This window comes from Acidiluteibacter sp. (assembly GCF_055129545.1).
Genome location: NZ_JBSRUB010000013.1, coordinates 571460 through 588818 on the forward strand (window position 1 = coordinate 571460; position 17359 = coordinate 588818).

The 17359-nt window shown below is 33.3% G+C and carries 15 protein-coding genes; 13 read left to right on the top strand and 2 right to left on the bottom strand.

Going from position 1 to position 17359, the window contains the following annotated elements:
• The first annotated feature begins 10 nt into the window (after positions 1 to 10).
• From ACTB0X_RS08485 to ACTB0X_RS08510, 6 genes are all read left to right on the top strand, one after another.
• Positions 11 to 1999, top strand: coding sequence for an asparagine synthase-related protein (locus ACTB0X_RS08485; protein ID WP_463024568.1), 1989 nt, complete (start codon positions 11 to 13; stop codon positions 1997 to 1999).
• 26 nt (positions 2000 to 2025) lie between these two features.
• Positions 2026 to 3174 carry a hypothetical protein gene (locus ACTB0X_RS08490; protein ID WP_463024569.1) on the top strand — a complete coding sequence of 383 codons (1149 nt, stop codon included), beginning with the start codon at positions 2026 to 2028 and terminating at the stop codon, positions 3172 to 3174.
• The gene (locus ACTB0X_RS08495; protein WP_463024570.1) at positions 3174 to 4085 is read left to right on the top strand and encodes a glycosyltransferase; all 912 of its coding nucleotides are present in this window, start codon (positions 3174 to 3176) and stop codon (positions 4083 to 4085) included. The genes ACTB0X_RS08490 and ACTB0X_RS08495 overlap by 1 nt, the downstream gene beginning before the upstream one ends.
• Positions 4086 to 4188: 103 nt before the next feature.
• Positions 4189 to 5091 (top strand): hypothetical protein, encoded by a 903-nt coding sequence (locus ACTB0X_RS08500; protein ID WP_463024571.1) that lies wholly within the window; start codon positions 4189 to 4191, stop codon positions 5089 to 5091.
• The gene (locus ACTB0X_RS08505; RefSeq protein ID WP_463024572.1) at positions 5088 to 5921 is read left to right on the top strand and encodes a sulfotransferase domain-containing protein; all 834 of its coding nucleotides are present in this window, start codon (positions 5088 to 5090) and stop codon (positions 5919 to 5921) included. The genes ACTB0X_RS08500 and ACTB0X_RS08505 overlap by 4 nt, the downstream gene beginning before the upstream one ends.
• A 55-nt stretch (positions 5922 to 5976) precedes the next feature.
• Positions 5977 to 6255, top strand: a complete 279-nt coding sequence (locus ACTB0X_RS08510; RefSeq protein ID WP_463024573.1) for a lasso peptide biosynthesis PqqD family chaperone — start codon at positions 5977 to 5979, stop codon at positions 6253 to 6255.
• A 69-nt stretch (positions 6256 to 6324) separates the two neighbouring features.
• Here the strand turns inward: ACTB0X_RS08510 and ACTB0X_RS08515 are convergent, their stop codons facing one another.
• Entirely contained in the window at positions 6325 to 7374 is a 1050-nt protein-coding gene (locus tag ACTB0X_RS08515) for a lasso peptide biosynthesis B2 protein (RefSeq protein ID WP_463024574.1), read from the bottom strand.
• 139 nt (positions 7375 to 7513) lie between these two features.
• Here ACTB0X_RS08515 and ACTB0X_RS08520 point away from each other — a divergent pair, with 139 nt between their 5' ends.
• On the top strand, positions 7514 to 8137 hold the full coding sequence (locus tag ACTB0X_RS08520; RefSeq protein ID WP_463024575.1) for a sulfotransferase family 2 domain-containing protein: 624 nt from the start codon (positions 7514 to 7516) through the stop codon (positions 8135 to 8137).
• Here ACTB0X_RS08520 and wecB read toward each other — a convergent pair whose 3' ends face one another.
• Positions 8138 to 9235, bottom strand: coding sequence for a non-hydrolyzing UDP-N-acetylglucosamine 2-epimerase (gene wecB, locus ACTB0X_RS08525; protein WP_463024576.1), 1098 nt, complete (start codon positions 9233 to 9235; stop codon positions 8138 to 8140).
• Positions 9236 to 9385: 150 nt separating this feature from the next.
• Here wecB and ACTB0X_RS08530 point away from each other — a divergent pair, with 150 nt between their 5' ends.
• From ACTB0X_RS08530 to ACTB0X_RS08555, 6 genes are all read left to right on the top strand, one after another.
• On the top strand, positions 9386 to 10867 hold the full coding sequence (locus ACTB0X_RS08530; protein WP_463024577.1) for an SPOR domain-containing protein: 1482 nt from the start codon (positions 9386 to 9388) through the stop codon (positions 10865 to 10867).
• A gap of 80 nt (positions 10868 to 10947) precedes the next feature.
• On the top strand, positions 10948 to 11745 hold the full coding sequence (locus ACTB0X_RS08535) for a polysaccharide biosynthesis/export family protein (protein ID WP_463024578.1): 798 nt from the start codon (positions 10948 to 10950) through the stop codon (positions 11743 to 11745).
• On the top strand, positions 11742 to 14108 hold the full coding sequence (locus ACTB0X_RS08540; RefSeq protein ID WP_463024579.1) for an exopolysaccharide transport family protein: 2367 nt from the start codon (positions 11742 to 11744) through the stop codon (positions 14106 to 14108). Before ACTB0X_RS08535 ends, ACTB0X_RS08540 begins: the two co-directional genes overlap by 4 nt.
• A gap of 9 nt (positions 14109 to 14117) precedes the next feature.
• The gene (locus ACTB0X_RS08545) at positions 14118 to 15458 is read left to right on the top strand and encodes an oligosaccharide flippase family protein (RefSeq protein ID WP_463024580.1); all 1341 of its coding nucleotides are present in this window, start codon (positions 14118 to 14120) and stop codon (positions 15456 to 15458) included.
• Positions 15451 to 16191 (top strand): class I SAM-dependent methyltransferase, encoded by a 741-nt coding sequence (locus ACTB0X_RS08550; protein WP_463024581.1) that lies wholly within the window; start codon positions 15451 to 15453, stop codon positions 16189 to 16191. Before ACTB0X_RS08545 ends, ACTB0X_RS08550 begins: the two co-directional genes overlap by 8 nt.
• A complete protein-coding gene (locus ACTB0X_RS08555; RefSeq protein ID WP_463024582.1) occupies positions 16178 to 17356 on the top strand; it encodes a glycosyltransferase in 1179 nt (392 codons plus the stop codon). Before ACTB0X_RS08550 ends, ACTB0X_RS08555 begins: the two co-directional genes overlap by 14 nt.
• Positions 17357 to 17359: the final 3 nt, after the last annotated feature.

The window sequence follows — 17359 nt, forward strand, 5'->3', positions numbered from 1 at the left end:
ATAATTTTTGATGAGAACAAAGCTAAGAATAGAATTAAGTTATTTAAATGCTAAATCGTTTAATTGTTTCTCTATTTTTGGATTTAAGATGAGCGCAATTTTTGGATATAGTATTTTAGGTGGGGGAGTAGCGGATAGAAGTTATGCTAAATCGATGCTGGATAAAATGAATCATTGGAATGCTGATGCTAGTAATTTGTGGTATGATGAATCAGCTGTAATAGGTCATTTGTTGCTTCAAAATTCACCACAATCGGCTTATGAACAACAACCTTTTTTTGATTCTGAATTAGGGATGAGCATTACAGCTGATGCAACTCTATATAATAGAAAAGAGTTAATGTTAGAGTTGGGAATAATCTATAATGATCAGGTTCCTGACAGTCAATTGATTTTAAAATCTTATTTAAAATGGGGGAAAGAGTGTCCTTCTCACTTTAATGGAGATTTTGCATTTGCCATTTGGGATAAAACCAAAGATGAACTCTTTTGTGCAAGAGACCATCATGGAATTAAACCATTTTATTATTTTTTTAGGGAAAATCGATTTGCTTTTGCTTCAGAAATAAAGGGGGTGCTGGAATTGCCTTTTGTTGATCAGGGAATCAATGAGTTGTGGGTGTCGGATTATTTGTGCAGAATCTGGTTAGACACCAAGTCGACATTATATAAGAGCATTAAACGATTAGAACCCGCCCAAACCTTAACGGTAAATAAGGATGGATTGCATTTTTATTCTTATTGGAATTTGAATAGGATTAAGGAACTTAAATTGTATTCTGAAGAAGAATATATAGAAGCATTTCGAGAGAAATTAGAAAATGCTGTTCATTCAAGATTGTCAACTGATTATAGAGTGAGCTCAGAACTGAGTGGTGGGTTGGACTCATCTGCTGTAACCACAATTGCGCATCGCAAGTTAAAAGGTCAATCCATCAAACCTTATTCTTTTGTTTTGCCAGAAGGAAGCTCTGAATTGTATCCTGATTTGAATGATGAACGTGAATGGATTAAAATCATTTGCAAACATTCAGGTATCAATGATAATGGTTTGCTTACAGGTGAAGGTATTGGTGTAATGCGTGCGTTTGATTGGAATAATAGAGTTCAAGATGAACCGCCAAAAGAAATGAACTGCATCTACCGTGATATTTTGTATCAAGAATTAAATGCGAATAACTCAAGAGTTTTATTGTCAGGATTTGGTGGAGATGAAATGGTTTCTCAACATGCAAATGAATACATAATTGGATTGATTCAGGCCAGAGAATGGAAATTAAGTTGGCATGAAGCGAAAGAGCTATCGAAGTTAAAAAAACGTTCATTTTCTGGAATTATAGTTAGATTGGCAGTGAAAAGTATGTTCAACACAAATTCAAGAGCGTCTAAAAAGATTATTAGGATGTTGACTGGTAAGTCTACACCCCTAAGGAATAAATTGAAACACCGTCCACTTCAACAAGCTTTATTCGAGAAATATAACATGGAAGATCGATTTGAGGAATATCAAGATCGGTTTAGAAATTCAGGATCATTTTTAAAAGACCAAGTTAGACGGATGCAGCAGCCTCAAGTAATGTATAGATTGGAAGCCTGTGACATTGCAACCAGATCGTTTAAAGTAGAATACAGATATCCATTGTTAGATATTCCTTTAACTGAGTTTTATTTAAGTCTTCCAATAAGCATGAAAGCAAAAAATGGGAAGGGGAGATATATCTTTAGAAAGGTACTCCAAGAGTATTTACCAGATTCAATTATTTGGAGATTAACAAAAAAAGGTTCTTCCAATCCACAATCCGTTGTGAGAAATGATGTTGATGGTTATAAAATAAATGAACAATTAATGGCCTTGCAAAAGGAACATTTGATTCATAAATACGCAGATTTTACAAAATTAAAAAAGAGCACCAAGGACCAAAAAGGCAGGCAAAAGATTTGGAGACACAGTACCACAGATTTTATGAATTTATTACTTGCAAAAAAAATAGGGCATTAGATAGGTGTACTTTTAGAAGTTATAACATGGAGATATTTAAATCATTTTTAAAGGATAATAGGTTCTGGGAGCAATTGTTGGAAGATACGAATCAATTTCAAGAAGCGGCTTTGTATCTAAATGCACTCCATTTAGACCAAAATTACGATGCTATATTTAAAAGATTCTTTCAAAAATACAATTCGGAAGAAGGAATTCATGAATTGGCTAAGATTCGAGTATATGTTAAGGGAGTTGAAAAGGAAGTTGCATTAAATCAATTAAAGAATAATCCGCCAGAAAATGAGGAAAATCTAAGTGATTGGGGGGAGTCTTTATTTGAAGGAAAGCCTTGGTGTATTGTATTGGATAAGGTGTCCGGGTTGATAGATGAATTGTCACTCCCAATAGCAGAATGGACTCAATATTTGCTTAGTAAACGACCTCCGGGTTCGCTTGTAATTGAGATAAGTCCTTATATTGGAAGGTATGGTTATACTCCTTTTGGAGCACATATTGATGTTCCAGGTATATCTGTGTTACACCTTCATTTAGGACCAAATAAAAAGGAAATGACCATTTGGGATGCAGACAAGTTTAGGAAACTAACTAAAAGTGACGCTCATATTTGTAATGATTTTGAACCATATTTGTGCAATGGAATTAATTATGAAATAGAAGCTGGAGATATTTTTCATTTACCGGCAGGAACCCATTACCATATTGGGAAAGCAGATGGTTTTTCAATTGGATTAACAATTGGTTTAAAAAAAGAAACTTCACGAAGCCTGCTTCAAAAGGCGATGAAGGAGCATCAAAAGAGTAGTCAAGAAGCTAATGAATCTGATATCGTAGAATCTTATAATTTGAAAAAGCAAAGCAATGCAGGGTTTATGAAAACTCCCTTATTGAAAGAGGTCTCTGATTCAGAGCTGTTTGGGAAAAAGGTGAAAGTAAATAGTCCATTCCAGTTGATATTAAAAAATAGAAATGAGGCGCAATTGGACGTATTCGTTAGAGGAAGGAGCTTTATGACCCCAAATTATGCGGAAGTTATAAGCTGTATTCAATTATTGAATCAGGGTGAAGCAATAACTTTAACAGACGACTTTTTTAAACAGGACGGGATGGAAAAGAGTAGAGTGATGAATTTAATGACCAAGCTCTATAATTACGGAGGGATAATTTTAGTGTAATGAGAAATGGTCTGGTCACCGTAACCAATGAAGAATACTTAGATGGAACAAAAGTCTTGTTTTATTCTTTTTTAGCGCATAATCCTCAATTTGAAGGCGATCTTATTGTGATACATAATGATCTTTCACCTGAAAAGCAACAAGAGCTCATTTGGTTGTTTGATGTGATTTTTGTTCAAATAGGAGAAGAATTGATACATGCAATAGAGGCTTTAGTTCAAGAAAAGAGAGAGTTAATAAATAGGTATCAGCGATTTTGGAGTCTAGCAGTTTTTAAATTAAATCAATATGAAAATGTACTGTTTTTAGACAGTGATATATTGATAAGAGGATCCTTACAGCATTTATTTGAAACAACGAATGGTTTTTCCGCCTGTCCAGATCTGAGTTTTTATGAAGGTGTTTCAAGAAGTAGAGAGTCTTTCCAAAAAGTAGAACCTCATTTAAATCCGGATGAAAATATTCTTAAAACATTTAATGCTGGGGTTTTTTCAATTTGTTTTTCGAAGCTCTCACGGACGGTATATGTTGAATTGCTGGATTTAGTTAAAGGGGTAGTTTTCTCAGGTGTAAAAAGTGGTCATACAGATCAGTATGTTTTAAATATTTACTTTGAGAACAAAGTGAATTGGTTCGATTTAACCAATAATTATGTATTGAAGAATACTGAATATATAGAAAGGATGGTTGGTGTTTCTTCGAATGAGGCATTGGTTTGGCATTATATACGGCATCCAAAACCATGGAAATTAAAGCGAGCAATTAAGAATAAGTTAAAAGGGATGCCTATTTCTCCGTACTGGTCGGAATGGCATAAAACATATCGTTTAGTTTTAGAAGAAAGTAATGAAAAGTGTTTTAAAGTTAGAAACTTGATTAAATGTTGGGTGTCAAAAAATCTTGTGTCCTAGGTATGTAGAGGCAAAAGAAATTAAAAATAAGTCTAGCGAAAGAGAAATTAAACTAGAATTCTATTTTTACCAATTAATTATTGATAGAAACTAAAAGATAAAAATGACGCATTATTATAATGTATTTGGTTGGAATATAAATTCAGATATTGAGCTTGTAGAACTATGGGAGGGTGATGAAAATACGACAGTTGATGTAGTTATTAAAAGGGCAGAATTATCTGATAATTTGGAAGGTGCAGTAAAAAGAGGAATTGGATTTCAAATAAAACCAAAACACTATTTTCTTGTGATTGAAAAGGTCGCAAAGTTTCATGTGATAGATGGAAATGAAATACATATTGATATTCATCCTGAAGCTCAATTGAAAGATGTAAAAGTATTTTTATATGCTTCTGTATTTGGTGGTCTTTGTTATTTAAGAGGAACCCTTCCATTACATGCTGGGGCAATTATGCACAACGGAAATGCGTATTTATTTACTGGAAATACAGGAGCAGGAAAGTCAACAACTGTGGCGGCATTGCAAAAGAGAGGTAATGCTGTTCTAACAGATGATTTAGCACCACTAAAATTTAATGCTTTAAATCAAGCAACCCTATCTCAAGGGATTTCTCGAATCAAATTGTGGGGAGATGCTTTAGATCAAATTTCTATACCATATTTGCCAGAAGATCAAATAAGAGATGACGTAAAGAAATTTCATACTCCTGTATATAAGAAATTAGAAGAGAATGAATTTTTAGTTAGAAAGATTTTTGTGTTAGAACCTCATGGTAAATTAGAATTAACTTGCACTGAGCTAAAGGGGAAAAAGAAAATTGTTGAAGTGATGAAGCATACTTTCAGAACTCAATTAATTGAGGGATTTGACCTGAAAAAAAGTCATTTCGAGAAATGCGCCCAATTAATAAATCAGGTTCAGATTTATAAAATTAAACAACCTCGGAAAGAGAATAAATTAGAAGAGTTAATCGATTTAATTGAGCAACAGATAAAAATGTGAAAAATCTAATTTGGCTAGCATCCTATCCTAAATCTGGTAATACCTGGCTTAGAGCTTTTTTATCAAACCTTATATTTGATTCTAAATCACCGGTTAGTATCAATCAGCTAACGCCCAAATATTGGGCGAATGACAACCGGTTGATTGAGAAATATTCTGATTTTGAGCCTTCAGAATTAACAGAAGAGGAAGTGCTTGCGTTGAGGCCTGAAATATATAAACAACATTCTATCGCTTCTCCCAATTTTCCTTTTTTTAAGATTCATGATGCATTTTATATAAATAAAAAAAATAGGCCATCAATACCCTTAGAATGTACCTTTAAAGTTGTTTATTTAGTAAGAAATCCGTTGGATGTTGCTGTTTCGTTTGCTCACCATCAACAGTTATCATTTGATGAAATAATTCAATTCATGTCTGATAAAAATGCTATTCTAGGTAAGGATTTGTATCGCTACAACCCCAATTCTACGGAGATATTGCTTTCGTGGTCGGACCATGTAAAGAGCTGGATGAATTCAAATACCGATTTGTTAATCCTGAAGTATGAGGATATGCATTTGGAGCCTTTAAGGACTTTTAGTGGATTAGTTAAATTTCTAGATTTAGATTATTCTGAGAGAGCAATAAAAAAAGCAATAAAGTTTAGTGATTTTAATATTCTAAAGGATCAGGAAAAAGAAGAGGGATTTGGTGATAGAAATCTGAAATCGGATTCTCATTTTTTTAGAAATGGCAAGGTAGGGAGTGGCTTAGATGAACTGTCAATGAAACAAAAAGAGAGAATTAGATCAGACCATGAAGAAATGATGAAGTACTTTAATTATTAATTGAAGTATACCAATTGCAAGTATTAGATTATTTCTATTTTTACAAAAAAAGAGGATGAATTTTACAGTTGAAAATACCATAGAGCGATCAGGAGAAGTTATTTCTAGTGAGGTAGAGAATGAATTAGTAATGATGAGTCTTGAAAATGGGAAATATTACGGGATAGATTCTATAGGTGGAGATATCTGGAAAATGATTGAGGCTCCTATTTTAATAAGTGAGATTTGTGATCGTTTAATGAAAGAATATAATGTAGATGAATCAACTTGTAAGCGGGATCTATTTGATTTTTTAGATCAATTAAAAGAGCAAGGATTAATAAAAGTTATATAAGTGAGTTTTATTTCTAGTAAGGAATTTAATAGCTTATTACTTTCTTAGTAATCGGCATTGTATGGTTTGTTATTTAGAATTCCCGAAAGTAGAAACTACCTTAAATTGATACCTTCCCTTAGCCCCCGTGATTATCTGACTTCCTGAACGTGTCCAAGCGTGGGCTTTTAATTTCAGAGCTTCTTCATCCTTTGTCAATCCAAAATAAATAGTAGACGAAATTCCTCGTCTGTTGAGCATGAATTTACAAGTAATTGCTTGCTCTAAACATAGACTTCTAAATGGAGTATGTCTACTTACCTTTCTGATTACCCTACCTATTTTTACAGAAGTTTCTTCTTGTAGAGTGGGAGTTTTTCTTGTCGTTTCAGTCATGTGTTCGCCCAATCTTTTTGCAATTACTCTAAATGGTAGAAAGAGCACTAGAAGTCTAGCAATAAATAGGAGAGAAATAGTTTCAATAAACAGGAGCTTGTCCTGAATAGGTGCTTTTAGAAAAGTAACAAGTTTGTTGTTTTTTGACTCTATTGCTTTGGTTTCTTCCTTTTTCTTATCAGACCTTGATTTGTTTCGGTGCGGAAATTCTTGATTCGGGACTTCTTTTCCTAAAAAATGACAGAGTCTTGTCCACTGATCTACTTCTTTTTCTATATCTATAATCAATAAATCTTCAGGTCTATTTTTAAAATACTCCAAAACTCCCTCATTGTGCTTCCTGTATCGCTTAAGGTAGATTTCCTCATTGTCGATTGGAGATGCTTCACCATAAATTATTTCTCGAATTTCGGTCTCTGTTGTTTTAAAATATTGTAGAGCACTTCTTAACCAACTGTTTTCTTCTCGAATGGTTAAAATAAACTTGCTTCCAGGATAAAAGGCATCTATTTCTTTGTAAAAAAGTGGCCAAGGATTATCGCAAAAAGCATCGTATGGTTTTATGACCTCTAATATTTCTTGGGATTGGTGATTCCGTATTAATTCAATTAAATTTTTATCTGGAATTAAATCTTGAAGTATTCCCAATCTCCTACAAACCCTGTATCCCATCATTTGAAAAGCGGTTGCTAAACTTGAAGTTCCAGTTTTGTGAAATCCAATACAAAATACCTTCTGATTCATAAAGCTAAATTGAACATATATGTTGAAATACTAAAACTACTAAAAGGACAAAATCAATTATTTTGATCACTTTTGGAGTATTGAATTTATAGAGATACTACTTAAAGAACTGTATAAGATGAATGAAGATATATAAGCCGTGATCGTTTCTCATAAACATAAATTTATTTTTATAGCCATTCCTAAAACGGCCACACATGCCATTCGTTTTGCGTTAAGAAAGCATCTCGGCCCAGATGATTGGGAGCAAGTGGAGTTATTTCATCAAAGTAGGTTGCCATTTAGTGAGTTTGAGCATGTAAATCATGGCCACATTACCTCTTTAAAAGTAAGGCAAGTTATTAATGATGAAATGTGGAACTCATACTTCAAGTTTACATTCGTCCGAAACCCTTTTGATCGTTTTGTTTCCTATGCTTTTTATAGACACCGGTCTTCGGAAATATTTACAAAGAATAAGCTAGGAATGATGAAGTTGCTTTTCAAGAACCCTACTTTAAATAACGATATCTTATTTAAACCCCAATGGAGTTTTGTTTCAAATGAGTTTGATGAGAATTTAGTTGACTTTATTGGGCGTTTTGAAAATTTGCAAACTGATTTTGATGAGGTCTGCAAGAGAATTGGATTGCCACAAATAAAGTTAGAGTCACATAACCCAACTAATCACAAAAATTATAAGCAATACTTAGATAAAGAGTTGATAGATTTAATTTCCAACTATTATATGGATGATCTAGAGCAATTTGATTATAGTTTATGATTAAATAATTTTTCTCAAGACCTCCACAATCCTTTCCGTAGCCTTTCCATCCCACAATTCAGGTATTTTAGACTCTTTGGTTCCATCTACTTCTTTTATTTTTGATAGGATAAGATTTTTATCCAATGCCAACAATTGATTGGTTCCGATTTCAATCGTGGAAGGACGTTCAGTGTTATCTCTTATGGTCAAGCAAGGAACTTTTCTAAATGTTGTTTCTTCTTGAATTCCGCCGCTATCTGTGAGAACTACTTTCGCATTTAGAATTAAGTGTTGAAAAGCAAAATAATCAATAGGTTCCAATTGAATGATGCTTGGATTGTTGTCTATTAAATGATTAAGTCCAAATTTTATTATTTTGCTTTTTGTCCGTGGATGAATGGGAATGACCACTTTTAGATCCTTCGAGATCTCATTGATTAATTCAAGGATGATCTGCAGTGATTTCTCGTTGTCAACATTTGATGGTCGATGGAAAGTGGCTAGGATATATTTTTCGGGCTTTAAGTTGAGTGTATTAAGAATTTGATTAGACTGAATATCTTCATCAAAGGCAACTAAAGTATCTATCATGGTATTACCTACGAAGAAGATTTGCGCTGCATTAACACCCTCGATTCTTAAATTATCGATTCCACTTTGCTCCGTCACAAAAAAGTAATCAGAAATTTTGTCTACAGCAATTCGATTAACTTCTTCTGGCATTTCTAAGTCAAAGCTTCTCAGTCCACTTTCCAAATGGGCAATTTTAATAGCTTGATTATTTGCGGCAACTGCAGCGGCATAAGTGGAGTCCACATCTCCCACAACAATAACTAGATCTGGATTCTCTACTGAGAAAAGTTGTTCCAACTGCAGGATAAGCTCTTTTACCTTTTCCGTTCGATTGCCTTCTGTGGTAGATAAGTTGAATTTGGGCTTTTTTAGTCTCAGTTGATCAAAGAAAATGGCAGACATTTGATCATCAAAATGCTGTCCAGTATGCACCAAATCGAATTGGAATTCACTTGAGTATTTGCTGAATTCTTTTTCGAATTGAGTAATTTTTATAAAATTTGGTCGTGTTCCAACTACACAAAGCACTTTCGATTTTGACATTTCTGATTTTTGATGAGGGTTCAAATATACTTGTTCATTTCAAATTGAATCACCCAGTAAAAAATAATTTTAATTCTATAATTCGCTCATGTTGAATTGTATTAAAACTTATTGTACATTGCTCCTCAAAATAACCATTATACCTTGAATATGAAAAAAGTTGTAAGTGCATCATTATTAGCGCTTAGTTTGTTCTTTTCTAATGAAACTGTTGCGCAGGAAAATTCAGTTACTACGCAGAATTCGAGTGAAAACTCATTTTTAGGTCGTGTAATTCAAAGAACTAGTATCTCACCGCATGTTGGAGTATTACATTCTTGGGGTGATTTTAAAAAGGATGGTTTTTTACCTTCTTTTGTTCAACCTGAATATAATAAATTAGGTTTTGGAATAAATGGAGATTTCCACCTAACAAATTATTTAAGTATTAGTGGGGGAGTACTATATGGATCTTTAGAGGGTCGGCTAGATGATGTAAATACTACTGGTGCAGTAAATGAGCCGTATGATTTAGGTGTTGGGATACAATATAATACCAACATTTTGGAGTTAATGTTGCCTCGTATTGATTTAAATGTGACTCGCCTAATCTTTAAAGATAAGGTGAAGTTTTTTAATAAGGTTTCTTTTGGAGTTTTCGCCAGTTATAGTTTGGTAAAGTATGACTCAAAAATATATGCTCAAAGTGATGAGGATGTAAGCTTATTGTACAGTAAAACTAGAGGAAGAACTGGAAAAACTACGGAGGCTGTAGCTTCATTTGGAGGTAAAATATCATATGTTGTTAACAATAAATTAGATATTTCACTAGAGGCATCTTTACGAAATGTGTTTAATGATAAATTGGATGCATGGGTAGCAGGAGATCATAATGATGCATACAGCTATTCTGCAATTGGCATTACTTATTATTTGAAAAAACGCGATTATATTGTAAAAAATCAGATGACTGATGTTGAGGAACTACCTATAAAATCGGCAGAACCTATAGTGCAGGAAGAAACTAAGGTCGTGAAAGAAGATACTAAGATTGAAAAAAGCAACACTATTTTTGGAAAGTACGAATATAAAAAGTTGCCGATGAATAATGAGGCGATTGTTGTACTTGATGAAAATGGACTTCCAATTGATACCATTTATACCAATGAGTTTGGAATTTTTGAATACAACAAATTAAGTCCTGATCAAAAAGTGTCATTCAAGCCATTAAACATTGATCAATTAAATGGTGACGATGTATCCTTGTTCACTATGGATAAAAATACTGGCGAGACCATAAAAGAATTTACATTTCCTTCTAAAAAAGCAGAGGTACCAGTAGTTGTTGAGAAACCTGTTGTAGAAAAGGCTGTTACTCCAACTAAAAAGGAGTCTAAGGAGGTTGCTTTGAGTGAGGATGAAGGCTATTATGTTTCTATTGCAGCATTTAGAAAGGAGAAAACTGCTCGAATTATGGCAGATGAGGTTTCAGAAACTGGACTTACTCCAACTATAATTAGAAATTTACAAGACTCATGGTATTTAATTACAGTGAGTAGACATACTACTAAAGTTGAAGCATTGAAAGAAATGCAAGTGATTAGAGAAAAAGGATTTCCAAAAGCTTGGGTACATATCAAACGAAAGTTATAATTTTGGGGTTGCTCAGACTTTAGTAGCGATTTAATAAAATGCTGATAAGGTTGGCTTCAACTTTTTTTATTTTCATTTAGATGTTTAATATTTTTTCAAGAGCTTCCATATCCAGTCTATCAAAGTATAGTGTTGTATGGCTAATTGTGGTAAGTCTTTTTTCTTCGTGTATTCCAACGAAGAAAATTACTTACCTGTCAGATGTGTCTGAAGGTTCTAAATTTGCTGTACAGGATTTGAATTATTTAATACGACCCGGAGATCGATTCTATATTAAAGTGGTAGATCCTTTGGCAAATTCTATGGTCGGTGGCATGGAAAGTAGCTCAGGTAATGCGACTCAAACAGTGAATATAATTAATCAAGCACCAACTATACACGATTTTATCGTTAAAGAGGATGGTAAAATTGATTATCCCATGATTGGTGAAATTGATGCATCTGGCAAAACGATCACGGAACTTAGAGCGGAAATATATGAAAAATGTAAAGGGTACATTACTAACCCTTCGGTTAAAATTTACATGACCAATTACAATGTAACGATTTTGGGAGAAGTGAATAATCCTGGTTTTTATCAGTTAATTACCAATAATCCTACTATTTTCGATGCCATTGGTTTAGCTAGTGATCTCACAGATTTTGCAAATAGAAAAGTAATTAAGTTAATTCGAAAAAATGAAGGTGAGCTTACTGTTCATTACCTGGATTTAACCTCCACTGAATTTATTCAATCTCCTTATTACTATATTCAACCCAATGATGTGATTCATGTTGCCCCATTAAAAGTAAAAAAGTTTAGTAGCGATAATGCACTGCCTTTAGTTCTTTCTGTTATTACTACAATTATCACAGTCGTTTCAATTACATCAAGATGAGTACAGAAGATTTAATTGAACAGTCTAATCGACAGGAAGTTTCTAGATTTAAAGAGAGTGTCAGTAAATTCTTGAAGAAGTGGCCGAGGTTACTGCTTTCTATAATTCTTTCAGTTGCTGTTGCATATATCTACCTTGGATTTAAATCCAACGTATATAAAGTAGAAAGTGTTATTCAGATAAAGAAAAGTAATCGAATGGAAGATCCAGGAGATTTGATATTTGGTGGAAGAATGATGTCCCGGTTTACTGGAGTTACTGATGAAACTATTATTTTCAAATCTTATCCATTGGTTAAGAGTGTTGTAGAGGAGTTGGACTTGGAGGTTGAGTATTTCGTTGAAGAAGGATTTAAAACGCAGGAAATTTATCAGAACAAGCCTTTTACATTCAAATATGACAGAAACAAGAGTCAAAAAATCCCCGAAGGTGTTCAGTTTGAAATAAAGCTGCTGGATGATAGTCGATTTGAAGTCAATACAACTTCACCTTTCGAGGGTAAGTTGGTTCAAAATGTAGGAGAATTCAATACTTTAATTGAATTGGGAACCTTTTCTTTTGTGTTAATCAAGAATGAGAGTTTTGGCAAAAACTCAAATTTTGAAAGTACTTACTATGTTCGTCTTAGGTCGGTGCAACAGACAGCATACTCATATAAGAATCAATTGAATTTCGAGGAAGGAGAAGCATTGTCTAGTTTACTGACAATGTCCATTAAATCCAATGTGCCTGAAAAATCAATAGCTTTTATTAATGGGTTGGTGGATAAATATATTGAACAGAGCTTACAAGATAAAAACGAAGTCGCAAAGAATACGGTTGAATTTATTGATCAACAGTTAGCAGTTATTTCAGATTCTCTAAATCGAAAGGAACAGAATTTGGCTGATTTTAAATCGTCAGAATCGATTGGGAGTTTAAGTGCAGAAGGTTCAGTGCTTGTGCAGAAATATAACGAAATAGAAACAGAGAAAGCGAAGTATGAGGTGATGCAAAAGTATTACAACTATTTGCAAGAGAAATTAGTTGATAAAGATGGGCAAAACTTGGAGAATTTGATTGCACCATCAGCTTTTGGTATTGAGGATCTTATCGTGAATGAGTTGGTTAAGAACCTTATCGAATTGAATTTAACTCGAAGTAAGTTGATGAAGGATGGGAATACTAAAAGTCCTTTGTTGAGTCAAGTAGAGAATAGAAGAATTGAAGTAATTGGAGCCTTAGAGGAGAGTATTGAAAACTTGGCGAAAGCGAACAAGATATTGTTGAATGATTTAAATAATCGTTCTAACCAATTAAGTAATAGCGCTCAAAAATTGCCTGCAACACAGTTGAAACTGGTGAATTTAAATCGTTTGTTGAAATTGAACGAGAATATTTATTTGTTCTTGATGGAGAAACGATCATCTGCGGCAATTACGATGTCTTCAAATACACCTGATTGCAAAGTAATAGAGCCAGCCATGCTTAATCCATTGAATCCTATAGCACCTAATCGCAAAATGCACTTCTTGATTGCGATATTATTAGGCTTGGCTTTGCCAACAATCATATTTGTGTCGATGGACTTCTTAAATGACACCGTTCGAGATAAGGATGATATCACTAGTACAACAGATATTCCTGTGATGGGTATTATTCCTAATTCTAAACATATCGAAAACAATAGAATAGTTTTTGATCAACCAAAATCTGCCCTAGCAGAGGCTTTTAGAACTATTCGGACTAACTTGACTTTTTACCAACAGAAGAAATCCTCCTTTGTGATTATGGTTACTTCAACAGTTGCCAGAGAAGGAAAGTCATTTTGTTCAATTAATTTGGCTGCCTCGCTCGCTGCATCAGGAAAGCGAACCGTTTTATTGGGTTTTGATTTGAGAAAACCACAAATTCATAATTACTTAGATCTTGAGAATAATGCTGGAATCAGTAGCTACCTTTCTGGGAATGCCAAAGTGGATGATATTGTGCTTAAAACTGCTCAGCCGAATTTGTTTGTGATCAGTTCAGGTCCTGTTCCTCCAAATCCAGCAGAGTTAATTTCTACTCCAAAGACCAATGAATTAATCGCTGATATGAAGAGGCAGTTTGATTATGTGATTATCGATACTCCTCCAATTGGTTTGGTAGCTGATGCGTTATTGCTGCAGCAAGAGTCTGACTTGAATTTATACATCGTAAGACAGAATTATTCGAAACGAGAGTTCTTGAATCAGATCAATGATTTCTATAAAACCTCCAAATTGACCAATCTGAGTATTGTGTTAAATGACGTGGATAAGAGTTCCAACAATAATTACGGATATTACGAAGAGGAATCCAAAAAGACCAAAAGGAGTCTGTTTAAAACTAACAAGGGTTAATTTATTTAAATGAACTTAAATAAATTAAAGTCATTGTTTGATGTGCAGACAAAGGTGCTATTCAAAAATTCCTCGTGGGTGTTAGGTGGTAATCTAACTCGTTCGGCTCTGGTTTTTTTAAGAGGAATTATTATTGCACGAGGGTTAGGAGTAGAATTATACGGAACCTTTACTATTATTTCCGCATTTGCCGGCAGTATTCAACAGTTTCTAAATTTTACATTGAGTTCCACTATTATAAAATTTGGAGCTAGTTATCTTTCTAATAAACAAAATGACAAGTTAGCTGCACTCATAAAAAGCGGTTATTATTTCTCGTCAATAGTGGCGGTGATATCTACCTCAATAATCGCTTTTTTAACCATATTTGTTTACGATGTTTTCTTAGATAAACCCGGATTGCAATGGTTTATACTGATGTATGCAATCATTTCGTCTACCATGTTTATCGATAATATAAGCACTACCTTATTGCAGCTCTATTATAAGTTCAAACAAGCTGCCATAATAAATATCGTAGTAACTATTATTGATTTATTGATTATCGCCATTATTGTATTATTCAATCCTAATAATTTTACCTACTTTTTTATTGCATTAGTTTCTAGTCGACTATTGGGTAGTGTTATTTTGAATATCGCCACATTTAAAATTGTAAAAACTAGTGTACTGCCATATTTAAAAACCTCTATTCGAATTCTTAAAGATGACTCTAGGGTCTTAGTAAATTATACGGTAGCTAATTCGGGAAGTAGAGCCATTAAATCATTAATCAATAATGGAGATGTATTGCTTTTGGGTTCAATGTTAGGTCCTGTTCCTGTTGCCTTTTATAATATTGCTAAAAAACTAGCATACATGATCTTAATTTTTATAGATCCATTGACAAATACTATTTTTCCTCAATTGTCAATTTTAATCGCAGATCAAAAATTTGATGAAGTAAAAAAGATGATTTATAGAATTACAAAATTATTGATGATCCCTTCTATTGCTTTCGTGGCTATTGTTTATTTTCTTAGAGACTACATCATTGTTTTAACCTACGGCAAGGAATATTTAGAGGCAGCAAAACCATTTCTATTTTTAACGATCAATGCAGTAGTAGGAGCCATTTTATTTTGGAACTTGCCATTATTGTTAAGTTTGGGAATGGCAAAATTTCGTTTTTACATTAACGTAGTTTCATTATTGTTAGGAGGAATTGTAGCTTACTTGCTTATTCCAACTTATTCCACTAACGGAGCAGCAATTGGATTGTTGGTGGCAAATAGTTTTGTAATTGGTGTATTTTGTTATGTTTCTATCACTAAAATTAATAACCCTAACTTTTTGAAAAGTTATGAGTAAACAGTTTAATGCATCTTCTAAACTTAATTTATTAAAGTATCCAAAGGAAGCATTCCAATACTTCAATAATAATAAATCACCGTTTCATGATCAGTTGATTCTGAATGCGGCGAAGAAACTCTTAGGTGCTAAATTTAAAAAATCATCTTGGATACTAGCATTAAAAGAAGTTGAAAGCAAGGACTACGTTTTGCCTTATACAAAAGATACTTTGATTGCAGGAAATAATATTAATACTTTGCTAGGTAAATGGTTGTATTGTTCTGTCAGGGCAATGAAACCTGAAGTGCTAATTGAAACTGGAATTGCTCATGGAAATTCTTCTTGGGTGATTTTAAATGCCCTTAAGAAGAATGAAAAGGGAGTTTTATATTCATTCGATTTGCCGAATAAAGATACCAATGCAGCTTATAATTTTGGTAAAAAGGAACCTGAAACTGGATGGGTTGTTCCTGATGAATTGAGACAAAATTGGAAAATGATTATCGGTGATAGTCGAGAAACATTGCCGAATACGTTAAAATCATTGGGAGAGATTGATTTCTTTTTTCATGATAGCGATCATTCTTATGATCATATGTTGTTCGAATTTGAAACTGTTTATCCTTTTTTAAAAAATGGAGGAATACTCTCAAGCGATGATATCAATAAAAATAGTTCCTTTCAGGAGTATACAAAAGCGAAAGAAATGAATACTATTCTATTTACAAAAGGTGGTTGTGCAGTTAAATAAAAAAACTAAAGTTTATTATTTTACGCCTTTTGATATTTTGAGGCCAAGAACAAATCAGATTTCTGATGTTCGTTTTTGCGAAGGCTTTGCACAAAATAGTTGTGAGGTGACTTTTATAGCACCTTTTGTCTATCGTAAAGACAATCTAAAAAAGCGAAAAGTTTTGGACTTCTATGGAGTAGAGGATAAGTTTAAAGTTCGTTATTTACCTACTTTATTTTTTAGCGAAATTGATGGTAAGGCAAACTTGCTAATTATTTTATTCTTGAATTCTCTGCTTTTTTTATGGATTTTATTTCAATCTATCTTTCAAAAAGGAGAGATTCTCATCATTTCTAGATCTCCAATTTTATTGTATCCATTTTTGAAAATGAGAACTATTTTCAAAAATAGAGTTAAAGTAATAAGTTGGATTCATGAGATAAAGAAAAATAAAGCAGACCAATATGTGTATAAAAATGCTGATTTTCTATGGGGAACTAATTCGGCAATTACGATTGACTTAAAGAATCTGTATCATATTCCAGATGAGATATTGGGTGTGACGAATAACCCTGTCTCACAAAGTCAGGTAAAAGCCACAGTTTCTAAGAACGGAGCAAGACAAATTATAGACATTCATAAGAGTCCATTAATCGTATACACTGGTAAATTGTTTATCGATCAGTTAGAAGTGAGATACCTGTTAGATGCAGCTAAAGAATTGCCTCATTACACCTTCTTGTTTACTGGTGGGAAATCTAACGTGGTAAAGTATTTCAAAGATTGGTGCACAAAAAATAAAATGAGCAATGTGGTTTTAGTCGGTTATCTGCACGATTATACTCAATTGAAATATTATCAGCAAGCTGCAGATGTCCTGGTTTCATATTATACCAGTAAAGAGCATGATGTTAGATATAATTTTCCGCAAAAAATAGTAGAGTATATGCTCACTGGAAATCCAATAGTAACTCCTAATTTTGAAGCAACTCGAGATGTATTAAATGAAGAGAATGCTATATTCGTTGAACCAGAGAATTTGGAATCCCTGAAAGGTGGGCTGATAGAGGCAGTAGAAAATAGAGATGTCTCAGAAAAAAAGGCAAAAATTGCTATGCAGAATGCTCAAAATTATACTTTTAAGAAAGCAATTGAACGATTATTAATACCTGTATTGAAATAATGC